18 protein-coding genes are annotated in these 17,052 nt (G+C 67.6%); 8 read left to right on the top strand and 10 right to left on the bottom strand.

Annotation, left to right across the window (positions count from 1 at the left end; genetic code table 11):
- Positions 1 to 56: 56 nt before the first annotated feature.
- On the top strand, positions 57 to 1,043 hold the full coding sequence (gene gntB / locus VV867_RS05580) for a guanitoxin biosynthesis L-arginine gamma (S) hydroxylase (protein ID WP_109935517.1): 987 nt from the start codon (positions 57 to 59) through the stop codon (positions 1,041 to 1,043).
- 1,143 nt (positions 1,044 to 2,186) lie between these two features.
- Here gntB and flgN read toward each other — a convergent pair.
- The 9 genes from flgN to VV867_RS05535 all read right to left on the bottom strand — a co-directional run bounded on the left by flgN (position 2,187) and on the right by VV867_RS05535 (position 9,886).
- Positions 2,187 to 2,627 (bottom strand): flagellar export chaperone FlgN, encoded by a 441-nt coding sequence (gene flgN, locus VV867_RS05575; RefSeq protein ID WP_328565823.1) that lies wholly within the window; start codon positions 2,625 to 2,627, stop codon positions 2,187 to 2,189.
- A complete protein-coding gene (gene flgM / locus VV867_RS05570; RefSeq protein ID WP_089393491.1) occupies positions 2,624 to 2,905 on the bottom strand; it encodes a flagellar biosynthesis anti-sigma factor FlgM in 282 nt (93 codons plus the stop codon). The genes flgN and flgM overlap by 4 nt, the downstream gene beginning before the upstream one ends.
- Before the next feature lie 69 nt (positions 2,906 to 2,974).
- Positions 2,975 to 3,400: a flagellar FliJ family protein gene (locus VV867_RS05565; RefSeq protein WP_089393492.1), complete on the bottom strand. Its 426-nt coding sequence runs from the start codon at positions 3,398 to 3,400 to the stop codon at positions 2,975 to 2,977.
- Positions 3,397 to 4,731 carry a flagellar protein export ATPase FliI gene (fliI, locus tag VV867_RS05560; RefSeq protein WP_328565822.1) on the bottom strand — a complete coding sequence of 445 codons (1,335 nt, stop codon included), beginning with the start codon at positions 4,729 to 4,731 and terminating at the stop codon, positions 3,397 to 3,399. Before fliI ends, VV867_RS05565 begins: the two co-directional genes overlap by 4 nt.
- A 2-nt stretch (positions 4,732 to 4,733) precedes the next feature.
- Positions 4,734 to 5,429, bottom strand: coding sequence for a flagellar assembly protein FliH (gene fliH / locus VV867_RS05555; RefSeq protein ID WP_109935521.1), 696 nt, complete (start codon positions 5,427 to 5,429; stop codon positions 4,734 to 4,736).
- Between the two features lie 7 nt (positions 5,430 to 5,436).
- Entirely contained in the window at positions 5,437 to 6,480 is a 1,044-nt protein-coding gene (locus VV867_RS05550; RefSeq protein ID WP_109935522.1) for a FliG C-terminal domain-containing protein, read from the bottom strand.
- Positions 6,452 to 8,128, bottom strand: a complete 1,677-nt coding sequence (gene fliF, locus VV867_RS05545; RefSeq protein ID WP_328565821.1) for a flagellar basal-body MS-ring/collar protein FliF — start codon at positions 8,126 to 8,128, stop codon at positions 6,452 to 6,454. Before fliF ends, VV867_RS05550 begins: the two co-directional genes overlap by 29 nt.
- Before the next feature lie 20 nt (positions 8,129 to 8,148).
- Entirely contained in the window at positions 8,149 to 8,481 is a 333-nt protein-coding gene (locus VV867_RS05540; protein ID WP_328565820.1) for a flagellar hook-basal body complex protein FliE, read from the bottom strand.
- Between the two features lie 13 nt (positions 8,482 to 8,494).
- Positions 8,495 to 9,886 carry a sigma-54 dependent transcriptional regulator gene (locus tag VV867_RS05535; protein ID WP_328565819.1) on the bottom strand — a complete coding sequence of 464 codons (1,392 nt, stop codon included), beginning with the start codon at positions 9,884 to 9,886 and terminating at the stop codon, positions 8,495 to 8,497.
- Positions 9,887 to 10,387: 501 nt separating this feature from the next.
- Between VV867_RS05535 and VV867_RS05530 the strand changes: the two genes are divergently transcribed.
- From VV867_RS05530 to VV867_RS05500, 7 genes are read left to right on the top strand one after another with little or no spacing between them, the layout of a single operon-like run.
- The gene (locus VV867_RS05530; RefSeq protein WP_328565818.1) at positions 10,388 to 11,227 is read left to right on the top strand and encodes a FliM/FliN family flagellar motor C-terminal domain-containing protein; all 840 of its coding nucleotides are present in this window, start codon (positions 10,388 to 10,390) and stop codon (positions 11,225 to 11,227) included.
- On the top strand, positions 11,224 to 11,583 hold the full coding sequence (locus tag VV867_RS05525; RefSeq protein ID WP_275629911.1) for a flagellar motor switch protein FliN: 360 nt from the start codon (positions 11,224 to 11,226) through the stop codon (positions 11,581 to 11,583). Before VV867_RS05530 ends, VV867_RS05525 begins: the two co-directional genes overlap by 4 nt.
- On the top strand, positions 11,580 to 12,335 hold the full coding sequence (gene fliP / locus VV867_RS05520) for a flagellar type III secretion system pore protein FliP (protein ID WP_328565817.1): 756 nt from the start codon (positions 11,580 to 11,582) through the stop codon (positions 12,333 to 12,335). Before VV867_RS05525 ends, fliP begins: the two co-directional genes overlap by 4 nt.
- A gap of 7 nt (positions 12,336 to 12,342) precedes the next feature.
- Positions 12,343 to 12,615: a flagellar biosynthetic protein FliQ gene (locus tag VV867_RS05515; protein WP_109935529.1), complete on the top strand. Its 273-nt coding sequence runs from the start codon at positions 12,343 to 12,345 to the stop codon at positions 12,613 to 12,615.
- Positions 12,616 to 12,625: 10 nt separating this feature from the next.
- A complete protein-coding gene (gene fliR, locus VV867_RS05510) occupies positions 12,626 to 13,426 on the top strand; it encodes a flagellar biosynthetic protein FliR (protein ID WP_328565816.1) in 801 nt (266 codons plus the stop codon).
- Positions 13,419 to 14,561: an EscU/YscU/HrcU family type III secretion system export apparatus switch protein gene (locus VV867_RS05505; protein WP_328565815.1), complete on the top strand. Its 1,143-nt coding sequence runs from the start codon at positions 13,419 to 13,421 to the stop codon at positions 14,559 to 14,561. The genes fliR and VV867_RS05505 overlap by 8 nt, the downstream gene beginning before the upstream one ends.
- Entirely contained in the window at positions 14,558 to 16,654 is a 2,097-nt protein-coding gene (locus tag VV867_RS05500) for a flagellar biosynthesis protein FlhA (protein ID WP_328565814.1), read from the top strand. Before VV867_RS05505 ends, VV867_RS05500 begins: the two co-directional genes overlap by 4 nt.
- Here VV867_RS05500 and VV867_RS05495 read toward each other — a convergent pair whose 3' ends face one another.
- A complete protein-coding gene (locus VV867_RS05495) occupies positions 16,655 to 16,999 on the bottom strand; it encodes a PilZ domain-containing protein (RefSeq protein ID WP_089393506.1) in 345 nt (114 codons plus the stop codon).
- Positions 17,000 to 17,052: the final 53 nt, after the last annotated feature.

Here is a 17,052-nt window from a genome sequence, read left to right as displayed (position 1 = left end):
TAGCTGCGCCAGCGCCAGAGCCTCTATCACCTCGACTTAACGAATAGGGACTCTCGATGAACGACGTGAACAAATTCAAACCGACAGTCGAGATAAAGAACCGTCTGCGCCCTTTGTATGAAAAGGACAACTGGCATTGGGTAGTCGGACTCTCGCTCGATCTGGGAGTCATTACGCTAGCGGTTATCCTGAGCCTGCAAAGCCCGTACCTTTATCTGTTGACGGTGCTACTGGTCGGCTCGCGACAGCGGGCAATAGCCTCGTTGCTGCACGAGGCCGCGCACATGACCTTAATGAGCAACAAGGTGCTCTGCCGAGTGATTGGTGAGTACTTGCTTGCCTATCCGATCTTCCAGAACTACGAGGCCTACCGGCATTCCCATGTGAAGATGCATCACCATCATCTCGGCGACCAGCTTACCGATCCCGATCACCGTTATTATATCGAGTCGGGGTTATATGCGGCTAGCGATCGGCTTGATTTTCTCTTGCGCCATTTGCTCAAGAGCATCACGCTAGCCAATACCTCGCACTACTTCATCTACTTGGTAAAAAATCGGGCGGGAGACATCATTACCAAGCCTTGGCAAGGCTTCAAACTACTGCTCGTGCACCTGGCGATCCTAGCGGTGTTCTGGTTCTCGGTGGGCCCCCTGGGGTATTTACTATTCTGGCTCGTGCCGTACTTCACATCCTTCCAAGTGATCGGCTGGTTTTCCGAGATTTCCGAGCACTTCGGCATGTTCGGGGTGTACCAAGATGAGGTAAAGCTCACCCGTAACCGCTTCCCTAGCCTCATTGAACGCCTGTTTATCGGTATGCACGGCGACAATTACCATCTAACACATCATCTGTATGCCGGTATACCCTACTGGAACCTGAGAAAAGCGCACCTGATCCTGATGGATGATCCTAAGTATGCCGAAGCCAACCATGGTTGTGGTGGTATTTTCACTGCCAAGGGTGATGCCCGCTCAAGCCTGGGACAGATCTTCGAGGCTTATCGCAGCGGGAGGATCAGCGCTGTCATAGGCACGGAATGACACATGCGCGCCCCTGAAAACAGATACCCACCGCGTCTACCATTCTACGCTTCCAAACATCAAGGACAGAGCAAATGCAACAGTTCGGCAACGAGTTACTGTGAAGATCATCGTTGACGGGATACCCGCGGTACTTCCTCTCGCTCTTCGCTTTCATGACGCCCTAGGCCTGGCGTTCATGCAGTTGCTCGTAGTCCTTCCGAGCAATGGCCGCCGCCATCTCGATCATCATCGAGTTGATCACCCCCTGCATCGGCTGGCGAATTCGTCGCTGGCTGATGCCTTGATTGCCATTGCGAGGTCGGTAGATCCAGAGCGACGATACGCCGCCCCTTCAAGTCGATCGCTCCCTCAGACGCTGCCACCCATGGAAGGGCAAGGGAGACCTACACCATTCACCACGAGGTGATCGATTGAGCGATGCACCGCCGCATGCATCAGGCTTTGGTACATGCCGCGCTGGAGATGGCTGTACCACGGCGAAAGCCACGAGAAGAAGTGCTGCTGCACTCGGATCGTGGCAGCCAATACTGCATATACGACTACAAGGCCCTGCCGCGGCGACATCGCATCGTCCCAGCCAATTCCCTTCTCGCCATCCCCGCGAGCGCGGAAACCCGGCGGCTTCTCGCCTAGGTGTAGTGCTCCGCTCCGAGGGCGTAGATGTTTGTTCCTCCCCCTGGGATGTGCCACTTTGGCAGATGGTGGCAGGCCTCCCCTGCCCAAAGTAACCAAAGGTCTCCGCACCAGCATACGGGCCCGGCGGAACCGGGTTTTCCTCACGAATCCCCCCGCAGTGGAAGCACATTCCGATAGCGCGTCCCTATGTTGACCGGGACCTTCGCGACATCCCTTTCGGCCCGGCCTCCTGAGCAAGGGGTTCCCTCGGCCCGCTGAAGGGGCGTTCGGCGCGCGGACGTTTCTTCGTAGGGCGCATGACGCCTACGGTGTTATCCGCCGAAACCGTCCTTAGCGGATAATCGCGAACGGCTATGCGCCCGCCCTACGGGCCAGGAAAGCACGACCGCAGGAGCGCACGGCGGGTTGGCGGGTTGGCTGTAGGGAGCGGAGCCGATCCGGCACACCATCACCGCCCTGCGCCCAGACAAAAACGGCGCCCGAAGGCGCCGTGAAAGGCAAACTTCAATACTCCGGCGAATACACCCCGTGCTCGCCCTGCCCCGCCAGCAGTTGGCCGATGATCTCGTTGTGCATCGCCAGCAGGCGGCCGTTGCGCTCGTTGAGCAGGCGGCATTCCTCGACCTGTTCGGCCAGTGCCTGCCAGTCGCGCTGCAGGATCTGGCGGCCGGCGCCGGGGAAGTGTTCGAGCAGGCGCTGCATGCCGGCGCGGCCGATGTCCAGGCCGAAGGCCTGGAGCACCCTGGCGCGGCGTTCGGCGCGTTGGCGGACGGATTCCACCAGTTCGCCGATGCGGGTGTTGCAGCGGGCGATGGCCTCGCTGTCGCGGGCCATCAGTTGGTCGTGCAGGTCCAGCAGCGCGGTGCGCAGGTACAGGTAGTCCGCGCGGTCCAGGCGGATGTCGGCCTCGATCAGTTGCAGCAGGCGGGCGCGTCTTTCGCTCATGCACCGCCGCCGTGGAAGTCGAGCATGCTGCGCGACAGCGCCTCGGGGTCGAGGGAGACCTCGCCGCGGGCCAGGGCGTCGCGGATCGCGGCGACCTTGTCCAGGTCCACTTCCGGCAGCGCGCCCAGGGCTTCCTGGACCTGCTCCAGCGGCAGCGCGCCGCTGGCGGCCGGCGCCTGGGCGGCGGGGCGGGCCGCTTCCTCGCGCTGGCTGCGCTGGGGCGCGGCGCTCTGCACGGGGGCGCCGATGACGGGCTTGAGTTGCCGGGTGATTTCCATGTTCGCGTCCAGAAAAAGGTGTCTATCGAGCCTCAGGCGACCGGCTCGGCGAAGAACTTAAATCCTGCCTCATGCGCCCTGGCTCCGCCACCAGGTCTGCGCCGCCAGGCCGTCCTGGATCTTCTGCTCCTGGCGCGCCAGTTGCGCCTGCCATTGTTCCAAACGCGATTCGATGACGTGCTCCAGCACCTTCTCGCCGCGCATGGCCTGCAGCAGTTCGCCCTGGATGCGCTCCAGCGCCTGCTCGGCCACCTCCAGCTCGCGCTTCTGCAGCGCCAGCATCCTGAACAGCGTGGCCTTATACTGCTGCTGGTTGCCGCGCTGCAGCGACGTGCTGGTGGGCACCACGAAGCCACACAGGCGCGTCAGGCCGGTGATGTTGTTGCGGTAGCGCTGGCACAGGCCGCGCTGGTAGTTCACCCGGCCGAGCATCTCGCGCACGCGGTTGTGCCGCACGCTGGCCAGGCGGCGCAGGGTGTCGATCTGTTCCTTCATTGCCGCAGCACCTGTTGCAGGGTTTCCAGGCTGGCGGCCAGGTCCGCACCTTCATTGACTTCCTGGCGCAGGAAGCGCTCCAGCGCCGGGGCCAGTTGCACCGCGCGGTCGGTGCGGGCGTCCAGCCCGGCGGTGTAGCCGCCCAGGGGGATGAGTTCGCGGATCTTCTCGTAGCTGCCGTGCAGTTCCTTGAACTGCCGCGCCGCGCGCAGGTGCGCCGGCTCGCCCACCTGGGCCATGCAGCGGCTGACCGAGGCGCCGATGTCGATGGCCGGGTAGTGGCCGACGTCGGCCAGCCGGCGCGACAGCACGATATGGCCGTCGAGGATGGCGCGGGCGCTGTCGGCGATCGGGTCCTGCTGGTCGTCGCCTTCGGCCAGCACCGTGTACAGCGCGCTCAGGCTGCCGCTGCCGGCCACGCCATTGCCGGCGCTTTCCACCAGTTCCGGGAGCATGCCGAACACCGACGGCGGGTAGCCCTTGGTCGCCGGCGGCTCGCCCAGGGCCAGGGCGATCTCGCGCTGGGCCATGGCGTAGCGCGTCAGCGAGTCCACCAGCAGCAGCACGTCGCGGCCCTGGTCGCGGAAGTAGGCGGCGATGCTGTGGCACAGCTCGGTGGCCTTCAGGCGCATCAGCGGCGACTCGTTGGCCGGCGCCACCACTACCACGGCCTTGCGCCGGCCTTCCTCGCCGAGGGAGTGCTGGATGAACTCCTGCACCTCGCGGCCGCGCTCGCCGATCAGCCCGACCACCACCACCTCGGCCTTGGTCTGCCGGGTGATCATGCCCAGCAGCACGCTCTTGCCCACCCCGCTGCCGGCGAACAGGCCGACGCGCTGGCCCTTGCCGAGGGTCAGCAGGGCGTTGATGGCGCGCACGCCGACGTCCAGCGCCTCGGTCACCGGGCGGCGCTTGAGCGGGTTGACGCTGGGCAGCTGCGCCGAGAGCGCATCGCGCCCGCCCAGGCGGCCGCGCTCGTCCAGCGGCTCGCCGAGGCCGTTGACCACCCGCCCCAGCCAGGATTCGTCGATGCGCAGCGCGGCCTGTTCCTCGGCCGGGAACACCCGCGAGCCGGCGGCCAGGCCCACCGGTTTCTTGAACGGCATCAGGTAGGTGGTGTCGCGGTCGAAGCCGACCACCTGGGCATCCAGCAGGCTGCCGTCGGCCTGTTCGACCAGGCAGCGCTGGCCGGTGGCGCGGCGGCAGCCGAGGCTTTCCAGGAGCATTCCGGAAACCCGCACCAGGCGCCCGCTGACCTTGGCCAGCTGGACCGAGTCCAGCGAGCGCAGGGCCTGGTCGAAGTCCAGGCTGAAGCTTTCGCCCAGGGCCATCGTCAGTCGTCGCCCAGCAGGTGCTCGCCGAGCACCTGCATGCAGCTGTCCAGGCGCTGCTGGCAGCCGATGTCGGTTTCTTCCTCGGCGGTGAGCAGGCGGCATTCGCCCAGGGCCAGGCGTTCGTCGGGCACCAGGCGCCAGGCGGCGGCGCGCTCGGGGGCCAGTTCGCGGATGCGCGCGCATTCCTCGGGGTTGAGCTGCAGCTGCACGCTGTCCGGCTGTTCCGGCATGGCCGCCAGGGCCTCGTCGGCCAGGCTCAGCAGCTGCGTGGGGTGCAGCGTCAGCTCGCAGCGGATGACCTGCCGGGCCACCTTCTGCACCAGTTCCAGCAATTGCTCGCGGCGCTGCGCCTCGAAGGTTTCGGCGAAGCGGCGGAACTCCCCGCACAGCCGGTCCAGCGGCTGGGCGGCGGTCTCGAAGACGCGGCGCCCCTCCTCGCGGCCTTCCTCGCGCCCCAGGCGCAGGCCCTCCTGGCGGCCCTGGCGCAGGCCCTCGTCGTGGCCGGCCTCGCGGCCCTGCTCCAGGCCCTCGCGGTAGCCCTTGTCGCTGCCCTGCTGGTAGCCCTCGGCCACGGCCTTCTGCAGCTCGGCGGGGTCGCCGCCGTGCCATTGCTCCTGCAACGCCCCGCTGCAGCGCGGCGGGAAGCGGTACGGCCGCCAGTCGCGGGCGCCGCCGCGGATCACCTTGACCGTCATGGCTGCCTCACTCCACCGTCTGTTCGCGGAACAGCTGCAGCTGGATCTCGCCTTCGGCGGCCAGCTCGCGGACCATCGCCATGATGTCGCGGCGCACCTGCTCGACGCGGCTCAGCGGCACCGGGCCCTGGCGGCGCTTGATGGCGTCCATCTGCTGCGCCTGGCGCTTGGGCATGGCGCCCTGGATGGCCTTGACCAGCGCCGGCTCCGCGCCCTTGAGCGCCACCACCCACTCTTCCAGGGGGATGGCCTCGAGCAGCGCCTGCAGGGTGTCCTGGCTCTGCCGGGAGAGAATGAAGAAGTCGTACATCTCTTCCTCGATGCGCTCCACCAGGCCGGAATCGTGGCCGCGCAGCAGCTCGAACATCTGGTTCCGGTCGCCCTTGAAGCGGTTCATGATGTCCGCCGCCTGCTTGATGCCGCGCACCTGCGAGCCCTGGGTGGAGAGCACCGCCAGGCTGCGGTCGATCAGCTGTTCCAGCTCGGCGATGACCTCGCTGCTGACCTCGCTGAGGTTGGCGATGCGGTACAGCAGCTCGTCCTGGCGCTCGGCCGGCAGGCACTCCAGCACCTGGCTGGCCATGGACGGCGGCAGGAAGGCGAGGAACACCGCCTGCATCTGCGCGTGCTCGTTGGCGATGAGCGCGGCGAACTGCTTGGGGTCCAGCCATTCCAGGCGGGCCATCTTGGCGCGGATTTCCTCGCCGTAGATGCTGTCCAGCAGGCTGCGGGTGATGTCGCTGCCCAGGGCCTTGCCGAGCATGCCGGCGAGGTAGCCGCGGGAGGCGCCCTTGATGCTGCTCTGCTCCTTGTAGTCCTCGAAGAAGCGGCCGATCACGTCCGACACCATGGGCAGCTTGACGTTGTTCAGCCGCGCCATGGCCTGGCTGATGCTGATGATCTCCTCGCGGGAGAAGTGCCGCAGCACCCCGGCCGAGGTCTCGTCGCCCATGCTCAGCATGAGGATCGCCGCCTGCTCCATGGAGCTCATGGCGCGCCGGCGCACCGGCACGCGCGCTTCGTCAGCCGACGGGGTTGAGGTCTCGCTCATTGCGCCCTATCCATTGCTTGATCACTTCGGAGACCCGCTCGGGATCGTTCTTGGCCAGCATCTGCAGGTGCTCGATCTGGTGCTCCAGGCCCGAGCCCGGCGCCGGCAGGCGGATTTCCGAGAGCGGGTTGAGTTCACTGAACAGGCCCAGGGCGCGCGGCGCATCGCCGACCCGCGCCAGCAGGCGTTCGCCGTGCTCGTTGGCCAGCAGGGTGCCCGCGCCCTCCTCGCCCCCGGCCGGTACCGGCTTGCGCTGTGTCAGGCTGCGCACCGCGGGGCGCACCACCAGCAGCAGCAACAGCAGGCTGACCAGGGTGAACACGCCCAGGCGCACCCAGCCCTGCAGCTGGGCGTCGTCCCACCAGCGCCCCGGCTCGTCCAGCGGCGCGGCGGCGACGAAGGGCAGCACGCTGAGCGACAGGCTGTCGCCGCGCGCGGCGTTGAAGCCCACGGCGTTCTTCACCGCCTGCTCCAGCTGCTTGCGGGTTTCCTCGCTCCAGCCACCCTCGGGGGCGGCGGCGGCGTTGATCATCACCGCCACGCTCTGCTGGCGCAGGTTGAAGGGCGCGTGCCTGACGTGGGTGATGTCCTGGTCGTAGTCGAGCTGGCGGTTGGATTCCTTGCGCTGCGAGGTGGCCGCCTTGTCCTGGCTGCCCTGGGCCTGCTGGGCCTGGGCGTTGTTCGCTCCCGGCTGCGGCTCCGGCGGCTTGGCCGGGGCGCGGTTGCTCAGCGAGCCGGGTACGCCCAGGGCCAGTTCGTCCACGGTGTTGTCGTCGCGCAGGGTCTCGCGGCGCAGGCGCGGCGTGTCGCCGTAGCGCTGCAGGGTCTCTTCCTTCTGGCTGAAGTCGATGTCGGCGGCCACGCTGACGCGGTAGTTGCCCGGCCCGACGATGGGCGCCAGCACCTGCTCGACGTTGGCCACCGCCTTCTGCTGGAAGTCGTCCACCAGCTGGCCGTTCTGCTGCGCCCCGCCCCAGGCGGCGAGCCCGCGGGAGAGCAGCACGCCGTGCTGGTCGACCACGCTGACGTTCTCCGGCTGCAGCTGCGGCACGCTGTTGGCCACCAGGTTGACCACCGCCGCCACCTGCTCGGGCTTGAGCCGGCTGCCGGGGGCCAGCTGCAGCATCACCGAGGCCTTGGCCGGCTCGCGCTGGCTGACCACGAAGGAACTCTGCTGGTCGATGGCCAGGTGCACGCGGGCCTGCTGCACCCCTTCCATGGCCATCACGGTGCGCGCCAGCTCGCCTTCCAGGCTGCGCTTCAGGCGCACATCCTGGACGAACTGGCTGGTGCCCAGCGGCTCGTCCTTGTCGAACAGCTCGTAGCCGGCCGGCACCGCGACCTTCACGCCCTTGGCCGCCAGCAGCATGCGCGCCCGCGCCAGCTGGTCGTCGCGCACCAGCACCTGGCCGCTCTGCGGGTGCAGGCGGTAGGCGATGCTGTCGGCGTCCAGCACCTGCATCACCTCGGCCGCCGGGTAGGCCTCGCCGGCGCCGTACAGCGGGTGGAAGGCGCCCTGGTCGCGCCACAGGTACCAGGTGCTGCCCAGGGCCAGCAGCGCGGCGGCGCCGGCCAGGCCTAGCAGGCTCAGGCGCGGGTCCAGGCGCAGCTTGTCCAGGGGCAGGCGGTTCTTGATCTTGTGCAGCACGGTTCAGCCCTTGTGCGCCGTCACAGCGGCATGTTCATGACTTGGTCGAAGGCGGTGGTGAGCTTGTTGCGCACCTGCAGCAGCGCGCTGAAGGACACGCTGGCCTGCTGGCTCTGGACCATGGCGCCGGCCAGGTCGTCGCTGCGCCCGCTGTCCACCGCGGCCATGGCCTGGCTGGCCTGGTGCTGCTGGGCGTCGACGGCGCGCAGGGCGTCCTCGAAGGCGTTGCCGAAGCCGGGCTCGGCGGCGGCGCCGGGGGCCGGGCTGGCCGGGCGGATGGGCGCGGCCGACAGCTCGCGCAACTGCTGCATCTGCCCGAGCATCTCGCTGCGGGCCTGCTCGATGGGGTTCATGGCGACTCTCGGGTCAGAAGGACAGGTTCACGCCCTGCTCGCGCATGGCGTTGAGGCGGTAGCGCAGGGCGCGGGGGGTCATGCCGAGGCTTTCCGCGGCCTTGGTCTTGTGCCCGCCGAAGCGGCGGATGGTGTCGATCACGTGCTGGTACTCGGCCCACTTGCCGCTGGCGCGCAGGGCCGCCTTGCCGCCCTCGCCCGGCAGCGGCGGGGCCACCGGCACGCTCGCTGCCTGCTCGGCCGGCGGCGCCAGGCCCAGGTCGCGCGGCTGGATGAACAGCCCGGCGCGCAGCACCAGGGCGCGCTGGATGACGTTCTCCAGCTCGCGCACGTTGCCCGGCCAGTCGTGGGCCAGCAGGGCCTGCCGGGCCGCCTCGGTGAGCAGCTCGGCATGGCGCTCCTGGGGCGCGTACTGGCCGATGAAGCGCTGCGCCAGGGGCAGGATGTCGTCCTTGCGCTCGCGCAGCGGGCTGATGTGCAGCGGCAGCACGTCGAGGCGGAACATCAGGTCGGCGCGGAAGCGGCCGGCGCTGACTTCCTCCTGCAGGTCGCGGTTGGTGGCGGCGATGATGCGCACGTTCAGGCGGATCTCGCGCTGCCCACCCAGGCGCTCCACGCGCTGTTCCTGCAGCACGCGCAGCAGCTTGGCCTGCAGGGCCAGGGGCAGTTCGCCGATCTCGTCCAGCAGCAGGGTGCCGCCGTTGGCCTGTTCGAACTTGCCCGGCTGGGCGCTGACCGCGCCGGTGAAGGCGCCGCGCTCGTGGCCGAAGAGGATGGACTCGAGCATCTGCTCGGGGATGGCGGCGCAGTTCACCGCCACGAAGGGCGCCTGCGGCTCGGCGGAGAAGCGGTGGATGTAGCGCGCCATCAGCTCCTTGCCGGTGCCGGTCTCGCCGCTGATGAGGATCGGCGCGCGGGTCTGCGCCACGCGCTGGGCCAGGGCCAGCAGGCGGCGCCCGGCGCGCGACTGCGAGACGAAGCCCTCGCCGGCCACCGCCGCCTGCTCCTGGCGGTGCAGCAGCGCGGCCAGCTGGCTCTCGCTGAAGGGCGCCAGCAGGTAGTCGATGCAGCCCATTTCCAGCAGCTGGGCGGCCATTTCCTGGTCGGCGTATTCCACCACCGGCACCAGGCTCAGCTGCGGCACGCGCTGCAGCAGTTCGCCGATCTGCGGGAAGCTGCGCTGCGGGCGGCGCTCGGCGAAGACGAAGACCGGGCCGCAGGCCGCTAGGTCGACGCCGTCCAGCTCGGCCGCGTTCTTCACCCGCAGCACGCGCCGGCCCAGGCGCGCCAGGCCGTCATTGAGCAGGTCCAGGCCGATCTCGCCGGCGCCGCCGACGATCACCACCTGCTGATCCGCCAGGCTTGCTTCTTCACTGCAACTGGCCAATTGACTGAACTGTTTCAATGCAACTTTCCTGCGTCTGGGCCGCCCACGGGACAGCACTCGGTTATTCCATCCAAGCCACGGCGGCGATGAACTTTCATTTGCCGGCAGGCAGTGGCCGAACGAACTTCCAGCCTCTATAGGAAGGAATGACCGAATACCTTCCCCTTTATCCGAAGAGGGCCTTAAGGAATGGCTTTTTCCTGTCGCCCTTCAATCTTGCCGGGGAACTTTTTCAGCAGAACCCCGTCACAGGCGCAACGTTAACCAGATCACAGTGAGACTGCCGAGTCAGTTTTCGTCAAATCCGCTCAGGCGCCCGAAAATGACGATCAAAAACGTCATTTGATATCTATTGATTTAACCGCAAGCCCCCGCCTCCCTAGACTCCCGCCCCATCTGCAGGCTCTGCTGCGCGTAAAACCCGCGCCAGCGGTGAGCGCCCCAGGTTCGCCCCGCGCCGCCTCGGCCGCGCCCCGGCGAACGCCTTCGCAGCCCAACTTCCGGAAGTCGACCCAACCCATGACTGGCCAATCCAAAGTCCACCACGGCGTGCCCTCGGAAAGACTCGTGCGCCTGCAGCCACACAAGTTGGGCCGGCATTACCACAGGGTTCCGCAATATATTCGCGAGATCGCCCACAAGCATCCGCGCATCATCAGCGATTATTTCCTGCGCAGTTACCGCATCAACCTGGAACTGCAGAAAGTCGAGGTCCAGGAAAGTGCGCCGCGGCCGGCCGAATGCATCTTCCGCTGCCCCTTCGGCAAGGTCGGTTTCGCCATCGACCGCCCGCTGCTGACCGAGGCCCTGGAGTGCTACTACGGCGGCACCTCGCTACCCAGCCACGACACCCCGCCGATCAGCACCTCCGAGCAGCGCATGCGCAAGCGCCTGGGGGTGGACGTGACCCAGCTGTTCGCCCGCTCGCTGCTGCTGGGCGACACCTTCGGCGAGCTGACCCCCCACGACAACGACTACGAGCTGGCGAGCTGGGAGTACGTGGCCGAGTTCCACTTCCTCAGCCACATCACCGGCAGCCAGGCCTCGCTGTTCATCTACCTGGACGCCGAACTGGCCGACGCCCTCACCACCCGCCTGGCCGGCCCGCCGCCGGCGCGCCTGAACGGCAGCCCGGCGCAGCACCTGGTGCACCTGCCGGTGCGCCTGGACTGCGTCATCGCCGCCCTGCAGCTGCCACTGGCCCAGGTGCTGGAGCTGCGCCCCGGCGACATCCTGCCGGTGCGCCTGCTGGAGCGCTGCGAGGTGCAGGTGAACCAGCAGAAACTCTTCCGCGGCACCCTCTTCGAAGAAGACGGCGGCCTCTTCCTGACCTCCCTCGAGAGCGTGAAAAGCCCATGAGCCAAGTCACCGACAGCGAACTGGACAACCTCCTCAACGACGCCGGCCTGGCCCTCGACGAGGCCGCCCCGGCCGCCGCCCAGGACAGCCCGGCGCCGCGCCAGGACCTGAGCTTCTTCGGCAAGATCCCGGTGAACCTCACCCTGGAGGTGGCCTCCACCGAGATTTCCCTGAAGGAGCTGATGGAAGTCGATACCTCCAGCGTCATCGTCCTCGACAAGCTGGCCGGCGAGCCGCTGGACCTGAAGGTCAACGGCGCCCTGTTCGCCAAGGCCGAGGTGGTGGTGATGAACGGCAACTACGGCCTGCGCGTGCTGGAACTGTGCGGCGCCGGGCTGGACGACCTGGCCCGATGAAACGCGCGCGGCACTGGCTGGCCCTGGGCCTGGCGCTGGCCGGCATGCTGCCCGGCGTGGTGCTGGCCGCCGGCGGCGAGATTTCCCTGCTGAGCCTGAACGACACCGGCCACGGCCAGGAACTGAGCGTGAAGCTGCAGATCCTGGTGGTGATGACCCTGCTCGGGCTGCTGCCGGCCATGCTGCTGATGATGACCAGCTTCACCCGCTTCATCATCGTGCTGGCCATCCTGCGCCAGGCCATGGGCCTGCAGCAGAGCCCGCCGAACAACGTGCTGGTGGGCATCGCCCTGTGCATGACGCTGCTGGTCATGCGCCCGGTGTGGAAAGAGGTCTACACCGAGGCCTACGAACCCTTTCAGAGCGACGCCATCACCCTGGAGGAAGGCCTGGGCCGGGCCAAGGGCACCTTGAGCCGCTTCATGCTCGCGCAGACCGGCAAGACCTCCCTGGACACCCTGCTGGCCCTGGCCGGCGAGAAGATGCCGGAGAACAAGGCCGAGCTGGACTTCTCCCTGCTGCTGCCGGCCTACGTGCTCAGCGAGCTGAAGACCGCCTTCCAGCTCGGCTTCATGATCTTCGTGCCCTTCCTGGTCATCGACCTGGTGGTGGCCAGCGTGCTCATGGCCATGGGCATGATGATGCTCTCGCCGATGATGATCTCGCTGCCGTTCAAGCTCATGGTGTTCGTCCTGGTCGATGGCTGGGCGCTGCTGATGGGCACCCTCACCTCCAGCATCCAGCCGTTCTGAGGCCGCCATGCTCACCCCGGAATACGCCGTCGAGATCATCGCCAACGCCGTGCACATCACCGCCATCGTGGTCTGCGTGCTGGTCGTGCCGAGCCTGCTCGGCGGCCTGCTGGTGAGCATCTTCCAGGCCGCCACGCAGATCAACGAACAGATGCTCAGCTTCCTGCCGCGGCTGCTCATCACCCTGGGCATGCTGGTGTTCGCCGGGCACTGGATACTGCGCACGCTCAGCGACCTGTTCATCGAGACCTTCCGCCAGGCCGGGCACCTGGTCGGCTAGGCCCGCAGCGATGCACGCCAACGAGTCCCTGCTGCAGGCCAGCCAGTACCTGCAGGAACTGCAGCGCTACTGGTGGCCGTTCTGCCGGATCATGGCCATGCTCGCCATGGCGCCGCTGCTCAACCACCGTTCGCTGCCGCGCCAGGTGCGTATCCTCCTGGCCATGGGCCTGACCCTCGCGCTGGCCGGTGCCCTGCCCCGCCCGCCGGCCATCCAGGCGCTGTCCGCCGAGGGCCTGCTGGCGGCGCTGGAGCAGATCGCCGTGGGCGCCGTGCTGGGTCTTGCGCTGCAGCTGGTATTCGTGATCTTCAGCCTGGTGGGCGAAGTGGTGTCCACCCAGATGGGCATGGCCATGGCGCGCTACAACGACCCGGTGAACGGCGTGTCCTCGTCCTCGGTGGTCGGCCAGCTGTACTTCCTGCTGCTGGCCCTGCTGTTCCTCGCCAGCGACGGCCACCTGCTGGTGGTCAGCGTGCTCTACCAGAGCTTCCACTACTGGCCGGTGGGCGGCGGCCTGGCCTACGCCGGCTTCGCCACCCTGGCCTACGCCCTGGCCTGGGTGTTCTCCGCCGCCACCCTGATCAGCCTGCCGCTGGCCTTCTGCATGTTCCTCGTACAGTTCTGCTTCGGCCTGCTCAACCGCATCTCGGCGGCGATGAACCTGTTCTCCCTGGGCTTCCCCATGGCCATCCTCGCCGGCCTCGCGTGCATCCGCCTGACCCTGCCGGACCTGCCCGACACCTACCTGCAGCTCACCCGCGCGCTGCTGGACAACCTCGGCCAACTGCTGCGAGGCGCCAGCCATGGCTGAACAGGGCGGCTCCCAGGAAAAGACCGAAGAGGCCAGCGAGCACAAACTGCGCCAGAGCCGGCAGAAGGGCCAGGTGCCGCGCTCCAAGGACCTGGCCGGCACCGTGGCGCTGCTGTGCACCCTGCTGGTGCTCAAGGCCTGCGTCGGGCGCTTCTTCGACGGCCTGGCCGAGAGCTTCCGCTTCGCCTACCTGGACCTGAACCGCAGCGAGGTGGGCCTGGACGACCTGGCGCTGATCCTCGGCCAGCACATCTGGCTGATGGTCCAGCTACTGCTGCCGCTGCTGCTCACCCCGCTGCTGGTGGTGGCCTTCGGCATGGTGCCCGGCGGCTGGATCTTCGCCTCGGCCAACCTGGCCTTCAAGGCCGGCAAGCTCAACCCCATCACCGGCCTTGCGCGGATGTTCTCGATGCAGAACCTCACCGAGCTGCTCAAGTCGCTGCTGAAGATGGCGGTGCTGCTGGTCGTGGCCTGGTACCTGCTGCTGGACGCCCTGCCGCAGCTGATCGCGCTGCAGCGCAGCGACATCCGCAGCGCCATCGGCGGCGCCCTGGGCCTGCTGTTCGACACCCTGATCGGCCTGCTGGCGGTATTCGTGTTCTTCTCGTTGCTGGACATCCCGCTGCAGCGCTTCCTGTTCCGCAAGCGCATGCGCATGACCAAGCAGGAGCGCCGCGAGGAGCACAAGAACCAGGAAGGCCGCCCGGAAGTGAAGGCGCGCATCCGCCAGGTGCAGCGGCAGATGCTGCAGCGCCAGATCAACCGCGTGCTGCCCAGGGCCGACGTGGTGCTGACCAACCCGACGCACTTCGCCGTGGCCCTCAAGTACGACCCGAAGAAGGCCCAGGCCCCCTACGTGCTGGCCCGCGGCATGGACGAGATGGCCCTGTACATCCGCCAGATGGCCGCCAAACACGACCTGGAAGTGCTGGAGGTGCCGCCGCTGACCCGCGCCATCTACTTCAGCACCCAGGTCAACCAGCAGATCCCGGCCGGGCTCTACACCGCCGTGGCCCACGTCCTCACCTACATCCTGCAGCTGCGCGCCTACCGCCAGGGGCGCCGGCTGCGCAAGCCGGAACTGGCCAAGAACCTCCCCATCCCCGACAGCCTGGCAAGCAGAGGCCAACCATGAACTTCCTCGAGCAGCTCCTGCCGACACTGCGCAGCGGGCGGATCGGCATCCCGCTGGTCATCCTCTCCATCCTCGCGATGATCATCCTGCCGCTGCCGCCGCTGCTGCTGGACGTGCTCTTCACCTTCAACATCGGCATCGCCCTGCTGGTGCTGATGGTCAGCGTGTCCTCGCGCAGCCCGCTGGACTTCTCGCTGCTGCCCACGGTGGTGCTGGTCACCACCCTGCTGCGGCTGTCGCTGAACGTCGCCTCCTCGCGGGTGGTGCTGCTCGACGGCCACACCGGCTCGGCGGCCGCCGGCAAGGTGATCGAGGCCTTCGGCCACGTGGTCATCGGCGGCAACTTCATCGTCGGCCTGATCGTCTTCGTGATCCTCACCATCATCAACTTCATGGTGATCACCAAGGGCGGCGAGCGCATCTCCGAGGTCACCGCGCGCTTCACCCTGGACGCCCTGCCGGGCAAGCAGATGTCCATCGACGCCGACCTCAACGCCGGCCTGATCGACCAGGCCGAGGCCAAGCGCCGGCGCGCCGAGGTGTCCAAGGAGGCCGACTTCTACGGGGCCATGGACGGCGCCAGCAAGTTCGTCCGCGGCGACGCCATCGCCGGCATCCTGATCCTGCTGATCAACCTGTTCGGCGGCGTGGCCATCGGCGTGTTCGTCTACGCCATGGCCGGCGCCGACGCCTTCCGCCAGTACGCCCTGCTGACCATCGGCGACGGCCTGGCGGCGCAGATCCCGGCGCTGCTGCTGTCCACCGCCGCGGCGATCATCATCACGCGGGTCAACGAGTCGGCGGAGATCACCGCGCTGGTGCGCCGGCAGATGCTCGCCTCGCCCTCGCTGCTGTACACGGTGGCGGGCATCGTCACGGTGCTGGCGATCGTCCCCGGCATGCCGCACCTGGCCTTCTTCGGCTTCGCCGCACTGATCGCCTTCGTCGCCTGGCGCGTGTCCCTGGCCGAGCCGCCAGGCGAGGCGCAGGGCCTGGAGCAGGCCGAGGCCATCGGCAAGGCCATGGACCAGGAACGCGCCCAGCAGCTGGGCTGGGAAGACATCCCGCTGGTGGAGCGGCTGTCCATCTCCCTGGGCTACAAGCTGGTCGGGCTGGTCAACGAGGCCGGCGGCGCGCCCCTGGTGCAGCGGGTGCGCGGGGTGCGCCAGACGCTGTCGGAGAGCCTGGGCTTCCTGCTGCCGGAAATCCACATCCGCGACAGCCTGCGGCTGAAGGCCTCGCAGTACGCCATCCACATCAGCGGCGAGCGCATCGACGGCGCCGAACTGCACGCCGACCGCCTGATGGCCATCCCCTCGGCGGAAACCTACGGCGAGGTCGACGGCATCCTCGGCCACGACCCGGCCTACCAGATGCCGGTGGTGTGGATCCGCCCGGAGGACAAGCCGCGCGCGCTCAACCTCGGCTACCAGGTGATCGACTGCGCCAGCGTCATCGCCACCCACCTGAACAAGGTGATCCGCGAGCACCTGCCGGACATCTTCAAGCACGACGACGTCGAGCACCTGATGCAGCGCCTGGCGGCCCAGGCGCCCAAGCTCGCCGAGCACCTGCGCGCGCAGCTGAGCTTCAGCCTGCAGCACCGCGTATACCGCCAATTGCTGCAGGAACAGGTGCCGCTGCGCGACATGGTGAGCATCGCCACCACCCTGGTGGAAGCCGCCGAGACCACCAAGGACCCGCTGCTGCTGGCCTCGGACGTGCGCTACGCGCTGCGCCGCAGCATCGTCTCGGGCATCGCCGGGGAGCGCGGCGAGCTGTCGGTGTTCATCCTCGACAACAACCTGGAGAACACCCTGCTCAGCGCCCTGGCCATCGCCCAGCAGGCCGGCCCGGTGAGCCTGGACAACATCCCGGTGGAGCCCAACCTGCTCAACCAGCTGCAGAACACCATGCCGGTGGTGAAGGAAAAGCTGCGCAAGGAAGGCCACCCGCCGATCCTCACCGTGATGCCGCAGCTGCGCCCGCTGCTCGCGCGTTATGCAAGAGTCTTCAGCCCGGGGCTGCACGTACTGTCGCAGAACGAGATACCCGAGCGGGTGGCGGTGAACGTCCTGGGCACCCTCGGCTGATCAGCCGGGCGTCGCGCTGCGGCGCCCGGCGCGCAGCTCGGCCATCAGCGCGTGGAAGGAAACCGACGGCTGCTCCAGCGCCAGGCCGGCCTCGTACTGGCCGGTCTGGGCATTCTCCCCAGACCACACGCAACGCACCTTCACCTCGGCCTCGCGCAGGCGGTCCTCGCGGTCACGCATGCGCAGGCGCAGGTCATGCAGGCTGTCCGGCGCCAGCAGCAGGTCGCAGCGAATCTTCAGGCCGCTTTCGGAGAGGTCGGCGACATAGCCGAGCAGCTTGCCGCCGGCGTCGAGCACGCGGATGCGGAACATGGAGCGGAATACGATACGGTTGTGCTGGCGCATGCCCGACCTCGTCGTGCGGGGGATTTGAAATGCAGGGCGACCGGGAGGCGGGA

Origin of the sequence: Pseudomonas sp. JH-2 (genome assembly GCF_036231725.1) — a bacterium.
GTDB classification, from domain to species: Bacteria; Pseudomonadota; Gammaproteobacteria; order Pseudomonadales; family Pseudomonadaceae; genus Pseudomonas; species Pseudomonas delhiensis.
This window is presented reverse-complemented; position numbering and strand designations above follow the sequence as displayed.

What these genes read in the sequence shown, in the direction of transcription:
- gntB (WP_109935517.1), top strand. Translation starts at nt 57, where the DNA reads ATGAACGACGTGAACAAATTCAAACCGACAGTCGAGATAAAGAACCGT.
- flgN (WP_328565823.1), bottom strand. Translation starts at nt 2,627, where the DNA reads ATGAGCGAAAGACGCGCCCGCCTGCTGCAACTGATCGAGGCCGACATC.
- flgM (WP_089393491.1), bottom strand. Translation starts at nt 2,905, where the DNA reads ATGGAAATCACCCGGCAACTCAAGCCCGTCATCGGCGCCCCCGTGCAG.
- VV867_RS05565 (WP_089393492.1), bottom strand. Translation starts at nt 3,400, where the DNA reads ATGAAGGAACAGATCGACACCCTGCGCCGCCTGGCCAGCGTGCGGCAC.
- fliI (WP_328565822.1), bottom strand. Translation starts at nt 4,731, where the DNA reads ATGGCCCTGGGCGAAAGCTTCAGCCTGGACTTCGACCAGGCCCTGCGC.
- fliH (WP_109935521.1), bottom strand. Translation starts at nt 5,429, where the DNA reads ATGACGGTCAAGGTGATCCGCGGCGGCGCCCGCGACTGGCGGCCGTAC.
- VV867_RS05550 (WP_109935522.1), bottom strand. Translation starts at nt 6,480, where the DNA reads ATGAGCGAGACCTCAACCCCGTCGGCTGACGAAGCGCGCGTGCCGGTG.
- VV867_RS05540 (WP_328565820.1), bottom strand. Translation starts at nt 8,481, where the DNA reads ATGAACCCCATCGAGCAGGCCCGCAGCGAGATGCTCGGGCAGATGCAG.
- VV867_RS05530 (WP_328565818.1), top strand. Translation starts at nt 10,388, where the DNA reads ATGACTGGCCAATCCAAAGTCCACCACGGCGTGCCCTCGGAAAGACTC.
- VV867_RS05525 (WP_275629911.1), top strand. Translation starts at nt 11,224, where the DNA reads ATGAGCCAAGTCACCGACAGCGAACTGGACAACCTCCTCAACGACGCC.
- fliP (WP_328565817.1), top strand. Translation starts at nt 11,580, where the DNA reads ATGAAACGCGCGCGGCACTGGCTGGCCCTGGGCCTGGCGCTGGCCGGC.
- VV867_RS05515 (WP_109935529.1), top strand. Translation starts at nt 12,343, where the DNA reads ATGCTCACCCCGGAATACGCCGTCGAGATCATCGCCAACGCCGTGCAC.
- fliR (WP_328565816.1), top strand. Translation starts at nt 12,626, where the DNA reads ATGCACGCCAACGAGTCCCTGCTGCAGGCCAGCCAGTACCTGCAGGAA.
- VV867_RS05505 (WP_328565815.1), top strand. Translation starts at nt 13,419, where the DNA reads ATGGCTGAACAGGGCGGCTCCCAGGAAAAGACCGAAGAGGCCAGCGAG.
- VV867_RS05500 (WP_328565814.1), top strand. Translation starts at nt 14,558, where the DNA reads ATGAACTTCCTCGAGCAGCTCCTGCCGACACTGCGCAGCGGGCGGATC.
- VV867_RS05495 (WP_089393506.1), bottom strand. Translation starts at nt 16,999, where the DNA reads ATGCGCCAGCACAACCGTATCGTATTCCGCTCCATGTTCCGCATCCGC.